The following is a 16,208-nucleotide window of genomic DNA, read 5'->3' as shown; positions in this document are numbered from 1 at the left end:
TAGTACTGGGTATGGTAGCTGTTAATGAGTAAACGTTTCCTATTGTTTTAATGTACATTTAAATCACAATCTATCTATATTAATAACAACTCACTCTTGAACGGAAAAATAAACTATTTACAAAACAAAACAATCAGTTTGCTATTAGCAACTGATTGTTTTAGAGCATTTATTTATATGATATTCCCTTATATCAATGGGTTTTGCTTAATTAATCTCCATTTCTGGCTACTTGAATTCTGTACTGGCATGAGTATAATGGAAGAATTTGATTTATTAGCGGATATGGTTATATACAAGCTAGTTCCTTTTAACCTTATCATGTATGTTTCATCAGATTGTTTAATAAACTCCCAATATTGAAGATTGTCTGTTTTTAATGCCTGCTGCGTTAAAGTAACACCTGATTCAGGCTTTGACGAAGGCTGAAATGTTTTTGATGTATATTCATTTTTCAACTGGTAGCTTTCTTGGTCAACTTGGATAAACTGCCAGGTCATACATTTCCATTTTACATGCTTATATAGTATTATTCTGTTTCCATTCTCAATGCCAGCTTTATATGGTCTAAGATTTTTTCCTGTTCTTACGTTTTGTATGGCGTATGTGTTATTTTTATCCTGATTTGTTTGGTTTGTTGCTATAGTGAATACAGATATTAGTAACCTTTTAGCAACTAATGGAGGGATATATTGGAAAGCAAAAAGGAATTGCCCGCATGCCCAGTAGCCACAACTGTCGGTCTAATAGGCAATAAGTGATAGTCTAAGACCAATTATTAATGTGATGGAAAAATGGGGATTGGAATATAAAACTTTGGTAAACGTAAAAACAAATGAATGACTAACCAATTAAATTATAGCCATAACAACTAGAACAAACTCCTATTAGGTATTTGATCTAGTTGTTGTATTTATATTCTTATACTTTTTAGAGATTCTGATTTAACAGTTACTTGTTGTGAATGTTTTTACTACTTAAAATATCCTGTCCTGTTTGTGACATAAGTGAAAACGTTTCATTTAAAGACGAATAGAGCCATAATGATGTCGGCTCTCAAAAAGAAACGCAATGATACTTTCATAATAAGGTATAAATTGTTTTAGTTCGATTAGCTTTAAGATTTCCTCTTTAGAAGCCCATTTGGCTGCTTGTACTTCCTCTTTCTGTAATGTCAATTCATTCAAATCAATGTCATATTCAATTAAATAATAATCATCAAAGCCGCGTTCAAAGTTAATAGTAAATTGTGGACGAATCTTTTCAAAGTTATAATGTATCCCCAACTCCTCGAATAACTCTCTTGAAGCAGCCTGCTGACTTGTATCGCCTGCAACCGCACTGCCTCCACATGTAATATCCCAAAGATTCGACCATCCTTGCTTAAAGGGCTGACGTTGCTGAATGAGCATTTCTCCTTTTGTATTAAATATACATACGTGTACTACTAAATGAAACTCGTCTGGTGTCATTTCATCTCCACGATTTATTTGTTTCTCTACTTTACTACGTTGCATATCAAATAAATCCCACTTTTCCATTGCTAAACTCCTTATATATATATTTATAAAAAGATTCCCAGTTTATTATAAAATTTATTAAATTTTTCACCATTTAAAAAAAAGTAATTTAAACGTTATTACTTAAGTGTCTTTTAAGTACAAGTTTTACTTGCAGTTGAAAGCCCTCATAAAATTGAAAATACTCCTTATTAAACCAACTGCCATGATTGTTATATAAGAATGTACTACCTTGAGTACAGGATTTTTATGCCGATAGAGTTACTCTATGAGTTGATGATTCCATAATAAACTACATCTAAATATTGATTGTCCTTCTTTACGTGATCAATGAAAACTCCTTCTTCCCTCATCCCTAGTTTTTGCATAACTCTTCCTGAGGCTGGATTTGTTTTAAAGTAACGAGCAAATACTTTGTGTAAATGTACTTGATTAAATGCAAACCATAAAATTGCTTGCGCTGCCTCTGTTGCATATCCATTTCCCCAAAATTTTTCACCAATCCAGTATGCTATTTCACCATTGTTAAACTTTTGATTACTTGATAATCCTATAGCTCCATATAACTCACCATTTTCCTTATCCGTTATTGCAAATTCATAGGACATTTCTTTATTAAAATTTTCATGATGGGTTTTAATCCAAGATTTAGCATCCTCTACTGAATATGGATAAGGTAAATAAAGTGTATTTTTATAAATATTATAGTTATTACAAAGGTTAGCTACATTTACAGCATCAGATTCTTGGAATAATCTAATTACTAACCTTTCAGTAGTAATCATCTTATTGCTTTCTTCATATTTCATAATAAGAGTCCCCCCAAGACGAAATGGTTTCTAATTCCTATAAAGAAAAAGATAATATCTTCCTTTAGATATCGCCTACAAATTTATCTTATCAAGAGGTCTTTTTTCTTTCAAATCGCATTTTCAGTTATTACAGGAATGCTGCCACTGTTTCTTCCATAAAATAGTTGACAGAAATACGGCTACTGATAATAAAAAAGGCGGACCTTTATTCATCATTAAGGTAACGCCCCTTTAATCAGCAACTTTGTAATTAAAGTAAGATATTATAATTAACAACTAATTATTCTTAGACTCTTTTAGATCTATTTCATCTTTATTAAAGAATAGAAAAGAAATAGCAATCCCATATGCAATCCAAATACTTAGAATAACCAACAAATTATCAACTGTTTTTGTAAGAAAAATTACATTTAATATCATTATTAGGGAGACAAGAATTTTCAATAACAAAGTTATATACCTCTTTCAATTATAAATATGTAGTATATATTTCTCTTCAATAGCCTTTTATCTTCTACACATAAACTGTCATGTTTGTGTTTAATAACAAAAAAGGTTGTGCTTACAACCCCGTTCGTAAAAAAAATTAATATTGTCAATTTAATCTATTTTTATTTAGTAGAGCTTAATTATTCTTTTTATCTCTTGAATTTTTCCACGCTACCGCCCCAAATAAAGCTCCAATAATCAGGATAGTCCACTTTATTACTTTCTTCATCCTTTGCACCCCTTAAATTCCTCTACATATAATACGATTTTAATTTGATGAATGTTTCATTTTTTTGTTATTTATACTTTTATCTATCCTGACCTTTTTTTAGAATAGTGAAACCTTTATATATGTGAGATCGTAAATTGTGTAAGGGAGGTCGAGTATAAAATGAAAATAGAATTAAATTATTTTGATATGGCTGATAATAAATATTTATTTCAAGCACCAATTATCTCAGATGGATTTCAGTTTATTCCTAATGAAGGAGATACCCTTATTCTAGATAATTTTGGATACAAAGTAAGTCAAAGAGAATTCTCCTATGATAATGAAAAAACAAAAATCACCATTTTCTGTGTTCGTGAAAGAAAAAAACGAAATTAACTTTTGATCAATTTCTTATTAAGCTGACCTGCCCCGATTGTTACATAAGCAACGCTCTTTTCTTTATTACAGGAGAAAAATCCGCAAGAAAGAGCCTTGCCCCTATTGGATTAAGGCTCCTTAAAAACTAAGATAAATTAGGATGCAATATTTTGTTTAGTATTTGAATCAATAAACTTAAAGTAAGGTAGAAGAATTCCTAATAAAGACATGGTACAAATAATAGTCCCTATTATTAAATATAATGGACGAATCCCCCAGAGTTCACCTAAATAGCTGCCTATGAAGACACCTAATGGCATAGTACCTCTAATAATAAAAAGCCGAACCGAGGATACTTTTCCCAGCAAATCATTTGGAACTAATTGCTGAAAAACCGTTATATTATGTACACTAAAAAATGCCATAGATATTCCTGCAATAACCTCAGTAAAAATAGCAAATATGATACTAGAGTTAATACCAAGTGTGATAAATGTTAGACCACCTATTACTAATGCTCCTAACATTAGAACTCTACGGCTTTTATATTTAACTTTTCCAACTAACAATGAGCCTATAACATATCCTAAAGGGAATCCGGCCATAAAATATCCGTATTCAGAATAACTCCCTGATAATTCCTCTGTTATATAGGGAAGTGTGATAACCATTGTCACTCCTACACCAAATTGAACAAAGGCTAAAAAAATACCTAACCATACTAAAGTTGGCTGTTTGAAAAAATACGATACTCCTTCTATAAATTGTTCAAGCCAAGTCTTCCTTACATTATTTGTGCTTTTTGTCTCTTGGATAAAAAACAAAAGCGAACCACTTATGATAAGGAGGATACTAACAAATATTAATGTGGGCTTTACACCAAAGTACTCAACGACACCTCCCCCTAAAACTGGAGCTAAAAAGGTCATTAATCTAACAGTGCCGTCAATATAAGCATTCGCTGTACTTAATTGGGCTTTTGATACGATAGTTGGTGTAATTGCTTGATTTGCAGGTGTGTATATAGGAGTTATTAACCCTACAATAATTTGAACTACATAAATATGCCACGGTTCGATATTTCCCAGTATTAAATAAACAATTGGTATAAGAAATATAAGTCCCCTAGTCCATTGAGAGAAAATCATTATCCACTTTCGACTCCATCGATCAATAAATGGGCCAATGAATAATTGTAGAATTAGAGACGGTATAAAATATAGCAGCCACATACTTCCCAATGCAATTGTAGAACCTGTAAGTTGATAAATAAGAACAGAGTTACAAAAAGTACCAAAAGCACCTCCTAATTCAGAGATAGCATTACCAATCCAAACATAAACAAATGAATGATTCTTTAAAATGTTGTTGCTCATTAATTCATTCCACGCTTCCCTCTATATCTCTATTAATTATTAATAAAAAGGTTGAATTCTTTTGATGAAAATTCAACTTTAATTCATTATAGGAAGATCCTTAATATACGAAGTAAACTGCGATATATCACGGTCCGTATACAGGTATTAGTAATATCCCTACAAAAAAACAGCAAGTGAAATTCTTTGGACTATGTGCTACCATTCCATATCCTTAAATAAGGATATATTGATTATTAAAGCAAGAGCACCTATAATAGCAAGAATTTTTTCTAATAGCTGTTTAGACAAGATATCCTCTCCTCTCTCTAAATATATTACCAAAAATTGTCATTCTGTAAAGGGCAATAGGTTCATTATTAAGGTTGTTTTCTTACACTTTCCTGCCCAGCCTAGTTAGCGACAAACAAAAAGCTACCGTTTTGGTAGCCAGATTTCCAACTAAATATAGTTTTTAAATGGATGGCGTTCTAAAGATAAAACCAAATTTTTGAATTCACTAATTTCTTCTGTTACCCAGTGATTTCTATCTAGTACGCGTATTACTTTCCTTGAAGCGGATAGTAAAGAATCTTTGAGTTCACTATATAGAAATGTTCCTTTAAAACTATCGTCTACATCATCTTTAAATCTAAAATTCATTTCTACCTCTTCTTCACTTATTTTTTTCACAAGAACTTCTGGTGTCCCATCCATAAAATCCAGTTTATAGGTAGTGCCTATTCTAGAGATATCAACACCTCTAACAGATTTAATCCACCATGATAAGATAATAACCAAAAAATCATCCCACCCTTCATCAGGAAAGTATTGGTGATAATCAATAATAAAATATAGCGTTCCTGTAATGTTTTTACTTCGATTTATTTCTAACGAATCTATATCTACATGAAGGGAAATATGCTGTACCATTTGTTTCATCCTTTTATTTTTTGTTTCCTTTACAATTCGCTAATCTGTATTAAATTCCTTCCTTCTACAAAATGCCAGGTTTATTGAAGAAGGAAAAATACCACTTATTACAAGAATACGGACAGATATTGTAAGACTTTGTCTGAAAAGATAAGGTATCACATTTTCTATTAATTAGGTTATCACTTTAACAGCTCAAAAAAATTCCCTAAATACAAGATCTAAAATTTCCATTTCTAAATGATTTGACTGCGTAAAATTTAATTTGTTTATCTAGCTTCCAAACGGAAATATCTTCTTTCCAGCTCACTATGAGAAATTTAATACTACCCTTCAACTAGATAAAAGGACTACAGATTAACATCTAATAGTCCTTTTAATCCCTGTCAGCATATTAATTTATTCGTCTTCAAACACATCGTCAGTGGTAAGACCTTGAATAAAACTTTCAAAGTCTTTAGCCAACCAAGTGATTTTGTAATCATCTTCTTGATCGATATGTACGACACACGGTTCGCCTTCTGGGCCGCATTCTCGATAATCAAGAAAAACCATATCATGTCCAGCTGATGGACAATCACAAATAGCTATGCCGATATTAGGATATCCCCATTCCTCCATCCAAAATTCAGTGCTATAATCACCACCTAAAGAATTGCTTTTGCTGTATCCTATACCATATATCCCACTTATTGCAATGTGATTTTCAGACCAACTTGTCGGTACTGTAGTAGGGTAACAATCTTTTACTGGAATTCCGCCATTATGTTTTTTCATTAGCCAAATATAAGACGCAGGCAGTTTATATCCTAAGTCTCTTTCAAGTTTAGAAATATCCTCTTCTGTAGGTGAATCAGAAATATATTCCTCTTTAGCATACTCGCTGTCATCCCAAAAACGGTCTAAGTCTACTCCGTTAAAATAGCTCATTTCTATTCCTCCATTATTTAATCTATGTCTATTCCTTGTGTATTGTCATATAAAATTAAATTCTTTCATTGATTACCCAATAACAGTTCTAGTCATTATATTCTGGATGTCCATGACGCTCGCAACCGAATAAATAACATGCTTTTTCGACTTGCGGCGCATATTCCATTGGCTCTTTGATGCCGTTTATTGCCTGCTCGAGCATTTGTTCATATAGCTTAATGTGCATTTGGATTTCTTCCATATCTTCTTTTTTGTCTTCCTCTGTCCAGGTTTCATCGCATTCTTCTTCATAACTTTCTTGGAGCTCGATTTGCTTATCCTTTATCAAGTTATCCAATACTCTTCTTGCCTTCTCCCTCTCACCTGTTTGAATAAGACAATAGGTGTAGCGGCTGACCCAATTGGGCTCTTTCCAATAACTTGCCCATCCTTTTTCAAACCAAAAGTTTGCCTTATGATTGGCATTTATTTCTGCATATAAATCTGCCAAGTCTACTGCACCGACAAAATCTCCCTCCTTATCGGAGAAGGTATCTAGTATGCTCTCCGCCTCTTCATATCTCTCTAAATCAGCAAGGCATTTCACGTAACTATACATTGTGTATTCAGAAGGTTTTGAGGCATGAAAAAAACATTGCAACGCTTTGCTTTTTTCGTCTTTATGATAATACGCTACACCAAGATTATTGTAAGCTTCTAAAGTTGGCTCTAATTCAATCGCCTTTATTAAAATGGGAATGGCGGAATCCCAATCTGCTATTGTTATGTATATTTCACCTAATAGATTGTATGGAAAATGGGAACTTGGAGTACTAGCAATCACTTCTTTTAGAAGTGGAATTGCAGCCTGGGTATTCTCTTCTTCTCTATATAGCATCCAAGCGAAGTTATTTAAAGATTGCACGCCTCTATTATTCCTTATCTCTTGCTTAAAAATCTCCCATGCTTTATCTAATTCATTGTTTTCATAAAACTTAATCGCCTTTGTGTTTTGACTCATTAAAAAATCCTTTCTGCCGTTATGCTTGTTGTCTAGTATTATAACATTCTCTCCATTAAAAAAAAGAGTGCACTTTTCGTTAAAGTGCACTCTCTACATCTTATTTCAAGAAGTTTTCTTTAAAGAAATCTAATTGGTAATCTAAAGAAATTGGATCATTAAAGATAAACTCATATGCATTAGCTTCTAATACATGGTTGTTTTTTACTGCAGGAATATTTTTATATACATCTGTTTCCTGGTAAGAGTTATCTTGGTCATTATATTTGCTTATTACAAGATAATCACCAACATATTCTGGAAGGACTTCAGAAGACAGCGTGTAGTAGCCTTCTTTTTCCGTCATTTCTTTTACTTTTTCAGGCATTTTTAAGCCCATTGCTTGATAAAGAATTTCTGTTCCGCGGCCCCAGCTGTCACCAAGGATATACATGCTTTTATCATAGCTTTCCAATACGGTAACAGTAGCATCTTCGCCGATTTTCGCTTTAATTTCCTCGCCGGCAGCTTTTGCACGAGCTTTGAAATCATCAATCCATGCTTGTGCTTCTTTCTCTTTATTCAAGAGCTTGCCGATTTCTAAATGCTGCGTTAAGTAGTCCACTTTGTTATAAGTATATGTTACAGTCGGAGCGATTTTTCCAAGCTTATCAATGTTTTTAGTTGTGCTTGCTGCGATAATTAAGTCTGGTTGCAGCTCAGCAATTTTTTCGATATTCTCTTCGGAAACCACTTCCACATCCTTCAATTCGTCTGCATAACGTGGATTCGTCATCGACCATGAATCTACACCTACAAGATTAACGCCAAGTTTTAAAACATAACCTGCATTTGTTAAAGCAACAACTCTTTGTGGATCTGCTGGAACTTCAATTGGGCCATTTTCTGATTCATATGTGATTGTGGAATCTTCCTCTTTTTTTGTTTCTTCGCCAGATGTTCCTGTTGTCTTATTGCCGCAAGCACTAATAATTAATACAAGAAGAAGAATGAATGGTATAAGTTTTTTGCTCAATGTTTGCTACCCCTTTTAAAATAAAATAGTATGTATATATTTCTGTATTACTAGTTTACCTGTCTAATTCCCTCCTGAACGGATGATAATGAGAATGATAATCATTCTTGAATTAATCATAATCTCGTATCTAATTTCTGTCAATAGATTTTGAGCCTTCAAATTAAAAATTTTGTGACAACTAAAAAGGCCGGTCAAATTGGCCAGCCTTTAAGAGATATAATATAAAATAAAATGAACGGCTTTTATTGGCTTTGCCAATGGAGCCTGCGTCTGATTTTTTTGTAAAACCGATAAGTATGCCTGACAACATCCAGTGCTTTAAAAGGAATTTTTACTGGGTACTTATAAATAGTTTTTTTATATAGTTTATAATATGCCTTCACTAAATCTTCCCATTTTTCATCTTTGCCTTCTTTATAAAAATCCGAGACGTCGACAACATATCCTCTGCCATCCTTCATCATCACGTTTTTCCCGTGGATATCATATGGATTCAGACCACATCTTCTCGCATATTCGAGGGCTTCATTAATATCTTCGATGACAGTTTCCGGTATCCTAATTCCTTTAGCAAAGGCATTATAAAGCGTGATTCCTTTTAGTCTTTTTAAAACTAAATAGTTATCTCCTTCATACACTAGATGAGAGTAGCTCGGATGAATGCCAAGTTTTCTGTATATATCTGCTTCCTTTTTTAGATTTTCTTGTTCTACTACATTGACTTTAACGACGAGATCTGGCTCTGTATCATGCATAAAGACAGCTGCATAATTGCCTACTCCAACACACTTCCATCCAAGTGGTATGCGTTTTACCACGACTGGATTATGCACTTTTTCTCTTTTTAACACTACTTTCTTTAAAAGCTCTGTTTCTATTAAATGAATAAAATTCTTCTTCATCATTCCCCTCCGCTACTTGCTATTTTATCATCTTTTCCTTAGTGTTCTCTTAACTTGAACAGAGAAATTTTTACAAACTGAAAAATAATAATAGAGTAGCTATTTCTATCGAAAGTATTGATTAATTCAATCAAAATATTCAGCTTTCCTTACTATCTCTGTCCTCATAAAATAGAGATAATAATGGAGAGAAGGGAGAATTTATTATGACAGTTGCCGTTATATATGGGGGAAACCGCCCGAATGGAAATACAGAATTGCTGACAGACTTAGTAATTAAAGGGGTCAAGGTCGAAACAATTTATTTAGGAGATTTCCATATTGAACCAATAATGGATATGCGACACGAAGAAATTGGCTTTCAGGATAGCAAGGACGATTACTATACAGTCATAAACCGTATCCTCCCACATGATACTATTCTATTCGCTACACCTATTTATTGGTACAGCATGACAGGAATCATGAAGAACTTTATTGATCGCTGGTCCCAAATGCTAAGAGATGCTAACTACCCTGATTTTAAAGGGAAAATGGCTTCCAAAAAAGCATACGTCATCGCTGTTGGCGGCGATTCACCTACCATTAAAGGTCTGCCGATGATTCAGCAATTTCAATATATCTTCGATTTCGTCGCTGTTAATTTTGCCGGCTATATTCTTGGTGCTGGCAACAAACCTGGCGATATTTTAACAGACAAAAACGCACTTTATGCTGCAACTGAGCTCAATAAGCAATTATTAGCGAGAGAATAACGAAAAAGTCTGCATCAGTTGCTGCAGACTTTTTTCTATTCATTTCTTTACTTCATATTGTAGTTCAACAAATTGTCCAAAGCTTCGTGTACCTTTCAGCTGAAGGTTCAGCTTATAATTACCAGCTTTAAATAACGGAATGCCGTCGCCGATAACAGTTGGGGCAATTGTCACAATCAGTTCATCGACCAAATTGTTTTCCAAAAAAGCCTGAAGCAGATTACCTCCGCCAACCATCCAAATATTTTTGCCTGCTTCTTTTTTTAGTTTGTTCACAAAGAGCAAAATATCCTCTTGTATAAATTGAACATATTCTGTATTCTCTTTAGGCGTTCGAGAGAAGACATAGCAATCCTTTCCTTTATACGGAAAATCACCTTTTTCATAATCCATAATCCACTCATATGTACGATTACCGATCAGAATAGTATCAACTGTTTCATAGAACTCGGAGTAGCCGTTATCCCCTTCTCCCTCTACTTGGAATAACCAGTCTAGTGAATCATCCTTTGTCGCAATATATCCATCTAAGCTTTGAGCAATATATAATACAAGCTTTCTTTCGTTCATTGGGCATCATCCTTCACAAACAAGAATATATGTTCTTGTTCATTATATACTATAATCTTATTTTTTAGGATTGTGCTGTAACATTTTTAAAGAGGGTATTTTAACAGCTGCCAAGCCTGTTTGACCTTTTGGTATTACAAGTAGGTTAAGGAATCAAGAACTTCCTCCAAACTTAGTTCAGCACAAGCCATGGATGTGTCTGCTGCCCCATAATACAATTTAATGATGTCCCCTTCTGTCAGCACCCCGCAAGAAAACACAACTCCACCGAAAAATCCTTCTTTTTCATACTGTGCTTCCGGTTCAACTATAGGATTCTCCGATCGTGCAATAACTTTCGCTGGGTTTTGTAAATCTAATAAGACCGCCCCCATACAGTAACGCTGATCCTGTGATGCACCATGATACAATTCTAACCAGCCTTTTTTTGTTCGAAACGGCACTGCTCCTCCTCCGATTCTGCCAGAATCCCATTTTCCTGCTCTCGTGCCAATTAAATGACGGTGATTCCCCCATTGCAGCAGATTTTCAGATTCTGCAATCCAAATATCTGGAGAGCCATTACTATTTGGAACAGGGCGATGCAAAGCATAATACTTTCCATTTATTTTTTCTGGAAAGATCGCTACATCTTTATTTTCTGGAGCCAAAATCATTCCATGATTTTCGACTTGAACAAAATCTTTTGTTGAAACCATGACAACGCCTACACCTTTAGGAGATGTTGCACTATAGTAAATATAGTACGTATCTTCTATTTTTGTAATTCGAGGGTCTTCAATGCCAAAGGTCTCCAGTTCATTGGCTGGATAAATAAACGGCTGTTCATCCACTGTAAAGTGACGGCCGTCTTTACTGCGGGCGATTCGCAAATAAGAAAGAGAGGTTAAGTAAGACCACTTACTATGATTTGCTCTTTTGATCACACGAGGATCGGAAAAATCGTAATTAGGGTCGTCCTGTTGAAATTCCATAATATCGAGCTGTTTCGTGTTTGGATTAAATATAGGTGATTTCACTGTATTATCTCTATTGCTAAACGGTCTTTCTGCAATCCGAACAAGCATGATTACTTCCTTCTTATACTCCGTAATTCCCGCATTAAAAGCCCCGATAACTTCAAATCCTTCGTGAAACGGTGTTATATCTTCTGGTGTAAGCAATGGATTTTGTTCGTAGCGATAAATATTCATATGTTCAGCTCCTTCGTTTCATATGGTAGAAATGGATCTGGAATCGTTATTTTCTGTGCTTCTGCATCACTAGTTCCTGCATACAAATAGGCAGTTCCATCACTATTACGTATTATGCCGCCACTAAAAACGACATCCTTTAAATCTGGTCTTTTAGACGGTCCCTTCTGAAAGTTCCCTCGTTCAGCTATGATTTTCATTTCTGACGAAGCACCCGTTTTCGGATTAAGCATGAATACCATCGGATAATAGTGGCGGTGTCCACGTTCGTCAAATTTAGCAATATGACCTAACACACCGATCATTCCGTTGGACAGGAGTTGAGCTTCATTAACTCCTCCCCATTCTTCGTCAGTAAATTGTTCCAGTAATGGTGTATTTTCTATCTCTTGAATGGTTATATCAGCTAAGGTTAGCAGACGCTTAAAACCATTCTTTCCTCTGCCTCCTTTTTTTCCTTGTGGACGGGTAAACATCCCGATTGAACCATCACTTAATTCAACTACACGCAAATCTTTCATACCATCTGGACCAGCTACAAACTCTTTTAAACTAGCAATCTTGTCTCCTTTCCTTAGGATCGTCCGCCAGCCTAATAAATCTTTATTCTTTGGATGGGGAAAGGTTTCTACCCCTCCAATAATTAACTCGCCACCAATTTTTGTCATAAAAGGATCTTGCAAAGCAAACACTGGTGCATCCTGCAGAAGTATCCATTTTCCATTTTCCTCTGTAAAGAAATGGACGGACGATTTTTCACTCTCCCGTAATTCAACTCTCCCTGCAATCATCATCTTTCCGCCTTCTTCAAAAGGTGCGGTTATATTGTATACATCTTTTCCTTCCAGCCCAGTTATAGTAAGTTTTTTGTGGATTGGTGGGCTGAGGCTGCTGTTGAAATTCCCGTAAGATTTTCTCTAATGCTTTTACTGGTTTTTCCATAGATAAATTCCCTTCTTTTAAGTGCACTGTTTACTTTAAAGTAAATTGCATTCCTTCCTGAAATTTTTTCGTAAAGAAAAGGAAGAGAATGATAATTGGCAGTGTTAATAAAACGGAGGCTGCATACATCGGTCCTGGATAACCGCCATACGGTCCGAACATTTGCGATAAAAGCACGTTCAATGTCAGCATATTCTCACTCTTAATGACAAGCATATCCCATAGTAACTCTGACCATCTCTCCATAAACAAGAACAGAAAAACGACCGTGGTAATTGATTTTGACATCGGCAGCACAACCCTCCTCAGAATTTGCAGATGACCTGCGCCGTCCAGTTTCGCTGCTTCTATAAAAGTGTCTGGGATAGCACGAAAAAAGTTCGTATACATAAACACCGCCCATAAACTCATTGCTTTTGGAATAATCATCGCCCAGTAAGTGTCATACAGCCCTGCATTTTGGATGATTAAAAAGGACGGAACTAACAAAATAATCGCCGGAAAAAAAATTTGAAACAAGATGATATTGTGGACAGTTTCCCGGCCTTTAAAGTTCATTTTTGCTAATGCATAGGCTACAACAGCTCCGGTGACCATCATGAGGACAGTAGACCCTGCTGAAACAATAACACTATTGAAGAACGCTCTTATCCATGGTCTTGGTACAGCTACATCTCCTCCTCCGAACAGCCATTCATAAGAGCGAAGTGTAAACTGTGTCGGCACCAAGCTCTTATCGACTTGATCCCAGACCGCAAATGAACTCATTACCATATACAGATAAGGAAAAACCATTATGCATAATAGAATACTTGCGACAATATAGCGAAGCAGCAATCCTTTCCTTTTAGACCCAACCATTGCGCTTTCCCCACAGTTCTAATAGTTTTCTAATGATAAAGATGGATAAAAACGTAATCACAGAAGCGACGATTGCCACCGCAGATGCATAACCAGCCTGTAAATTCTTAAACGCTTGTGTGAAGATTTCCATTTGCCATGTGTTGGTTGCGTAATCTGGCCCGCCTCCTGTCAATTGATATACCTCTGTGAAAATTCCAAAGGTAACACCGATAGACAAAATCATGACTGTGTAAATTGCCGGATATAATAATGGCAGTGTGATCTTAAAGAACCTTTGCCAGCTAGAAGCACCATCGATTTCTGCTGCTTCATATATTTCTGCATTGATGCTTTCAAACCCAGAGGTTAATATCAATGCATAATACCCAGTAAACTTCCAAGCGATTATTACTGCGACGACACATAATGCTGCTAGAGGCGAACCAAGCCAATCGATATCAATTCCAAACTTTCCTCTTAAAACAGTGTTAAGCGGACTATTGTATGACAGCAATCCTTTGACAATAAAGGATGACACCACACCAGATGCTAAATATGGCAGAAAAAAACCAATCAGGAATATACCTTTGAATTTCGGAAGACCATGGACAATTGCTGCAACAATCATAGATGAAATAATAACTAACGGAACGAAAACAACCATAAATTTAAAGGTAACAAGGAATGCCGCTTGGACACCGGGAGACCGAAACACTTCTATGTAGTTGGCAATGCCCTTCCCATTATATTCTGGAGAAATTAAGTTCCAATCTGTTGTAGATAAATAAAACGACCATACTAATGGAATGGCAAAAAACAGGACGGCATAGAGGAGGTATGGACTGGCAAACAGCCAGCCCAACCCATTGCTTTTCCTCAACATTAAAGCCCTCCCTCTATTGCCTTTTTCATGTCATTCCAGCCGTTTTTAGGCGTTATTTTTCCTTTTACAACAGGATTCACAGCATGTTGGCCAATAAAGGTTTGCAGCTCGTTATATTTTGGATTATCGATAGATGGAATTCCATTTGGGACAGCATCTGCATACGGCTGCAGTGCCGGGTTTTCGCTGAAGAAGGCTGTGAATGCTTCATTTTCAGCTAAGTCGTCCCGGGCAGGCGGCAGATTGGTTTGTTCAAGCCACTTTAAATCATGCTCAGGATTGGAATATACCCAACTCATGAATTTCATAGCCGCTTGTTTTTGTTCCTCTGTTGCTGAAGCATAAATAACTAATCCTTTCGTATCTGCAAATGTTTTAACATTTTCTGTGCTCATTTCATCTGGAACAGGCGGAGGTGCAAGTGTAAACGTTTCTCCGTATACCATTTTCGGAAACTTTTCCTCCCAATATGTCAGTGTCCACGGACCAATGTCAGTGAAAATTCCGACTCCTGTTTCAAAGGGATCAGTAACTGTTTTTAACAAATAGGCATCTTCTTTTCGCAGATCATCCATGAATTCCAACACCTTTATTCCCGCATTATCATCTGCAACTAGCTTGTTTCCTTCAATGAAGTTATTACCTGCTGATGCGGCATTATATAGCATGAAGAAATCAAACCATCTTTTCCACGCTGTAGGGTCTGCTAAGTCCGGCTTGGCCCACACGAATTTTTCAGGATACTTTTGTTTAAGCTTCTTGGCAGCATCAAGCATTTCGCTGTATGTTTTAGGAGCCTCATTAATGCCAAGATCTTTTAGAATATCCAGCCTCCACCCAAAAAGCATTGGGTTGGAGTAGATTGGCAGTACATACTGATTTCCATCGGAAAATTTCCACGGCTCCACTGTTTCGTTCATGTTCCGATTGGTTATAATGTCTTCCCAGCCGTCTAATTCATTAAGAGGCACGAGCGCTTTACTTTCAGCAAGCTGTGCTGCAAATCCGCGGTTAATATTTTCTGACATCGTCGGAGCGCTTTTACCCGCTATTGCGGATTGAATGCTCGCTTCAGATGAAGGACTTTCTTTGATAGCGCTAACATTTATCTTAATCTTTGGATTGTCCTTTTCAAATTCCTTGGCCATTTCCTTCCAATAAGCTTGTTGAGTAATATTCGGTGCTGCCCAAAATTCTATCGTTGTCTCCCCGTTTTTATCTGCATTCTTTTTACCTTCCCCGCTGCATCCTGAAAGAATCGAAACAGCAGCGGTTGCTGCCATAAGCAGAGAAATCACTTTTTTAGATTTTTTCTTCATGTTATCACCCCGTTTAAGATTAATTACTTTACCAGTACATCAACACGTGGATTATCATTACAATTACAAGAGGGAATTACAATTCTTTTATACGAAATTATTGTAACGTTACAATTAGAATTATCACATTGTCTTTTATATTATTCAACGCG

General features: G+C 35.7%; 17 protein-coding genes. 2 read left to right on the top strand and 15 right to left on the bottom strand.

Translation table 11 applies throughout. The features are described from left to right. Window positions 1-188: 188 nt before the first annotated feature. From L8T27_RS20495 to L8T27_RS20485, 3 genes are all read right to left on the bottom strand, one after another. Complete coding sequence (locus L8T27_RS20495) at window positions 189-500, bottom strand: RICIN domain-containing protein (protein ID WP_237942668.1); 312 nt, start codon at window positions 498-500, stop codon at window positions 189-191. Window positions 501-1,022: 522 nt separating this feature from the next. Further along, a complete protein-coding gene (locus tag L8T27_RS20490; RefSeq protein WP_237942666.1) occupies window positions 1,023-1,541 on the bottom strand; it encodes an NUDIX hydrolase in 519 nt (172 codons plus the stop codon). A gap of 245 nt (window positions 1,542-1,786) precedes the next feature. Then, window positions 1,787-2,329: a GNAT family N-acetyltransferase gene (locus tag L8T27_RS20485; protein ID WP_237942664.1), complete on the bottom strand. Its 543-nt coding sequence runs from the start codon at window positions 2,327-2,329 to the stop codon at window positions 1,787-1,789. Between the two features lie 883 nt (window positions 2,330-3,212). Between L8T27_RS20485 and L8T27_RS20480 the strand changes: the two genes are divergently transcribed. Beyond that, entirely contained in the window at window positions 3,213-3,428 is a 216-nt protein-coding gene (locus L8T27_RS20480; protein WP_237942662.1) for a hypothetical protein, read from the top strand. Window positions 3,429-3,565: 137 nt separating this feature from the next. On the opposite strand, the gene L8T27_RS20475 is transcribed toward L8T27_RS20480, so the two are convergent. The 6 genes from L8T27_RS20475 to L8T27_RS20450 all read right to left on the bottom strand — a co-directional run bounded on the left by L8T27_RS20475 (window position 3,566) and on the right by L8T27_RS20450 (window position 9,554). Next, window positions 3,566-4,786, bottom strand: coding sequence for an MFS transporter (locus L8T27_RS20475; protein ID WP_237942660.1), 1,221 nt, complete (start codon window positions 4,784-4,786; stop codon window positions 3,566-3,568). A gap of 441 nt (window positions 4,787-5,227) precedes the next feature. After that, window positions 5,228-5,698, bottom strand: a complete 471-nt coding sequence (locus tag L8T27_RS20470; RefSeq protein WP_248574493.1) for a hypothetical protein — start codon at window positions 5,696-5,698, stop codon at window positions 5,228-5,230. Between the two features lie 399 nt (window positions 5,699-6,097). Beyond that, window positions 6,098-6,628 carry an SMI1/KNR4 family protein gene (locus tag L8T27_RS20465; protein WP_237942655.1) on the bottom strand — a complete coding sequence of 177 codons (531 nt, stop codon included), beginning with the start codon at window positions 6,626-6,628 and terminating at the stop codon, window positions 6,098-6,100. An 88-nt stretch (window positions 6,629-6,716) separates the two neighbouring features. Continuing rightward, window positions 6,717-7,631 carry a tetratricopeptide repeat protein gene (locus tag L8T27_RS20460; RefSeq protein WP_237942653.1) on the bottom strand — a complete coding sequence of 305 codons (915 nt, stop codon included), beginning with the start codon at window positions 7,629-7,631 and terminating at the stop codon, window positions 6,717-6,719. A 100-nt stretch (window positions 7,632-7,731) separates the two neighbouring features. After that, window positions 7,732-8,646: an iron-hydroxamate ABC transporter substrate-binding protein gene (locus L8T27_RS20455; RefSeq protein ID WP_237942651.1), complete on the bottom strand. Its 915-nt coding sequence runs from the start codon at window positions 8,644-8,646 to the stop codon at window positions 7,732-7,734. 245 nt (window positions 8,647-8,891) lie between these two features. Beyond that, complete coding sequence (locus tag L8T27_RS20450; protein ID WP_233315329.1) at window positions 8,892-9,554, bottom strand: serine/threonine protein kinase; 663 nt, start codon at window positions 9,552-9,554, stop codon at window positions 8,892-8,894. 203 nt (window positions 9,555-9,757) lie between these two features. Here L8T27_RS20450 and L8T27_RS20445 point away from each other — a divergent pair, with 203 nt between their 5' ends. Beyond that, the gene (locus L8T27_RS20445) at window positions 9,758-10,306 is read left to right on the top strand and encodes a flavodoxin family protein (RefSeq protein ID WP_237942648.1); all 549 of its coding nucleotides are present in this window, start codon (window positions 9,758-9,760) and stop codon (window positions 10,304-10,306) included. 39 nt (window positions 10,307-10,345) lie between these two features. Here the strand turns inward: L8T27_RS20445 and L8T27_RS20440 are convergent, their stop codons facing one another. The 6 genes from L8T27_RS20440 to L8T27_RS20415 form a co-directional block, all read right to left on the bottom strand. Then, on the bottom strand, window positions 10,346-10,876 hold the full coding sequence (locus tag L8T27_RS20440; protein ID WP_233315331.1) for a dihydrofolate reductase family protein: 531 nt from the start codon (window positions 10,874-10,876) through the stop codon (window positions 10,346-10,348). 134 nt (window positions 10,877-11,010) lie between these two features. Next, entirely contained in the window at window positions 11,011-12,069 is a 1,059-nt protein-coding gene (locus L8T27_RS20435) for a BtaManbiosPhlase (protein ID WP_237942646.1), read from the bottom strand. Beyond that, the gene (locus tag L8T27_RS20430; RefSeq protein ID WP_237944115.1) at window positions 12,066-12,893 is read right to left on the bottom strand and encodes a DUF1861 family protein; all 828 of its coding nucleotides are present in this window, start codon (window positions 12,891-12,893) and stop codon (window positions 12,066-12,068) included. The genes L8T27_RS20435 and L8T27_RS20430 overlap by 4 nt, the downstream gene beginning before the upstream one ends. A 148-nt stretch (window positions 12,894-13,041) precedes the next feature. Then, window positions 13,042-13,872 carry a carbohydrate ABC transporter permease gene (locus L8T27_RS20425; protein WP_237942644.1) on the bottom strand — a complete coding sequence of 277 codons (831 nt, stop codon included), beginning with the start codon at window positions 13,870-13,872 and terminating at the stop codon, window positions 13,042-13,044. Further along, a complete protein-coding gene (locus tag L8T27_RS20420) occupies window positions 13,859-14,737 on the bottom strand; it encodes a carbohydrate ABC transporter permease (RefSeq protein WP_233315335.1) in 879 nt (292 codons plus the stop codon). The genes L8T27_RS20425 and L8T27_RS20420 overlap by 14 nt, the downstream gene beginning before the upstream one ends. Continuing rightward, window positions 14,737-16,056 (bottom strand): ABC transporter substrate-binding protein, encoded by a 1,320-nt coding sequence (locus L8T27_RS20415; protein ID WP_237942642.1) that lies wholly within the window; start codon window positions 16,054-16,056, stop codon window positions 14,737-14,739. The genes L8T27_RS20420 and L8T27_RS20415 overlap by 1 nt, the downstream gene beginning before the upstream one ends. Window positions 16,057-16,208 lie beyond the last annotated feature (152 nt).

Source organism: Niallia sp. Man26, assembly GCF_022049065.2.
Classification (GTDB): domain Bacteria; phylum Bacillota; class Bacilli; order Bacillales; family Cytobacillaceae; genus Niallia.
This window is presented reverse-complemented; position numbering and strand designations above follow the sequence as displayed.

Bases quoted from the DNA above. Each gene is read 5' to 3' on its own strand.
- L8T27_RS20435 (WP_237942646.1), bottom strand. From the start codon at position 12,069: ATGAATATTTATCGCTACGAACAAAATCCATTGCTTACACCAGAAGAT.
- L8T27_RS20475 (WP_237942660.1), bottom strand. From the start codon at position 4,786: ATGAGCAACAACATTTTAAAGAATCATTCATTTGTTTATGTTTGGATT.
- L8T27_RS20465 (WP_237942655.1), bottom strand. From the start codon at position 6,628: ATGAGCTATTTTAACGGAGTAGACTTAGACCGTTTTTGGGATGACAGC.
- L8T27_RS20470 (WP_248574493.1), bottom strand. From the start codon at position 5,698: ATGGTACAGCATATTTCCCTTCATGTAGATATAGATTCGTTAGAAATA.
- L8T27_RS20415 (WP_237942642.1), bottom strand. From the start codon at position 16,056: ATGAAGAAAAAATCTAAAAAAGTGATTTCTCTGCTTATGGCAGCAACC.
- L8T27_RS20485 (WP_237942664.1), bottom strand. From the start codon at position 2,329: ATGAAATATGAAGAAAGCAATAAGATGATTACTACTGAAAGGTTAGTA.
- L8T27_RS20480 (WP_237942662.1), top strand. From the start codon at position 3,213: ATGAAAATAGAATTAAATTATTTTGATATGGCTGATAATAAATATTTA.
- L8T27_RS20440 (WP_233315331.1), bottom strand. From the start codon at position 10,876: ATGAACGAAAGAAAGCTTGTATTATATATTGCTCAAAGCTTAGATGGA.
- L8T27_RS20450 (WP_233315329.1), bottom strand. From the start codon at position 9,554: ATGATGAAGAAGAATTTTATTCATTTAATAGAAACAGAGCTTTTAAAG.
- L8T27_RS20495 (WP_237942668.1), bottom strand. From the start codon at position 500: ATGACCTGGCAGTTTATCCAAGTTGACCAAGAAAGCTACCAGTTGAAA.
- L8T27_RS20490 (WP_237942666.1), bottom strand. From the start codon at position 1,541: ATGGAAAAGTGGGATTTATTTGATATGCAACGTAGTAAAGTAGAGAAA.
- L8T27_RS20460 (WP_237942653.1), bottom strand. From the start codon at position 7,631: ATGAGTCAAAACACAAAGGCGATTAAGTTTTATGAAAACAATGAATTA.
- L8T27_RS20420 (WP_233315335.1), bottom strand. From the start codon at position 14,737: ATGTTGAGGAAAAGCAATGGGTTGGGCTGGCTGTTTGCCAGTCCATAC.
- L8T27_RS20425 (WP_237942644.1), bottom strand. From the start codon at position 13,872: ATGGTTGGGTCTAAAAGGAAAGGATTGCTGCTTCGCTATATTGTCGCA.
- L8T27_RS20445 (WP_237942648.1), top strand. From the start codon at position 9,758: ATGACAGTTGCCGTTATATATGGGGGAAACCGCCCGAATGGAAATACA.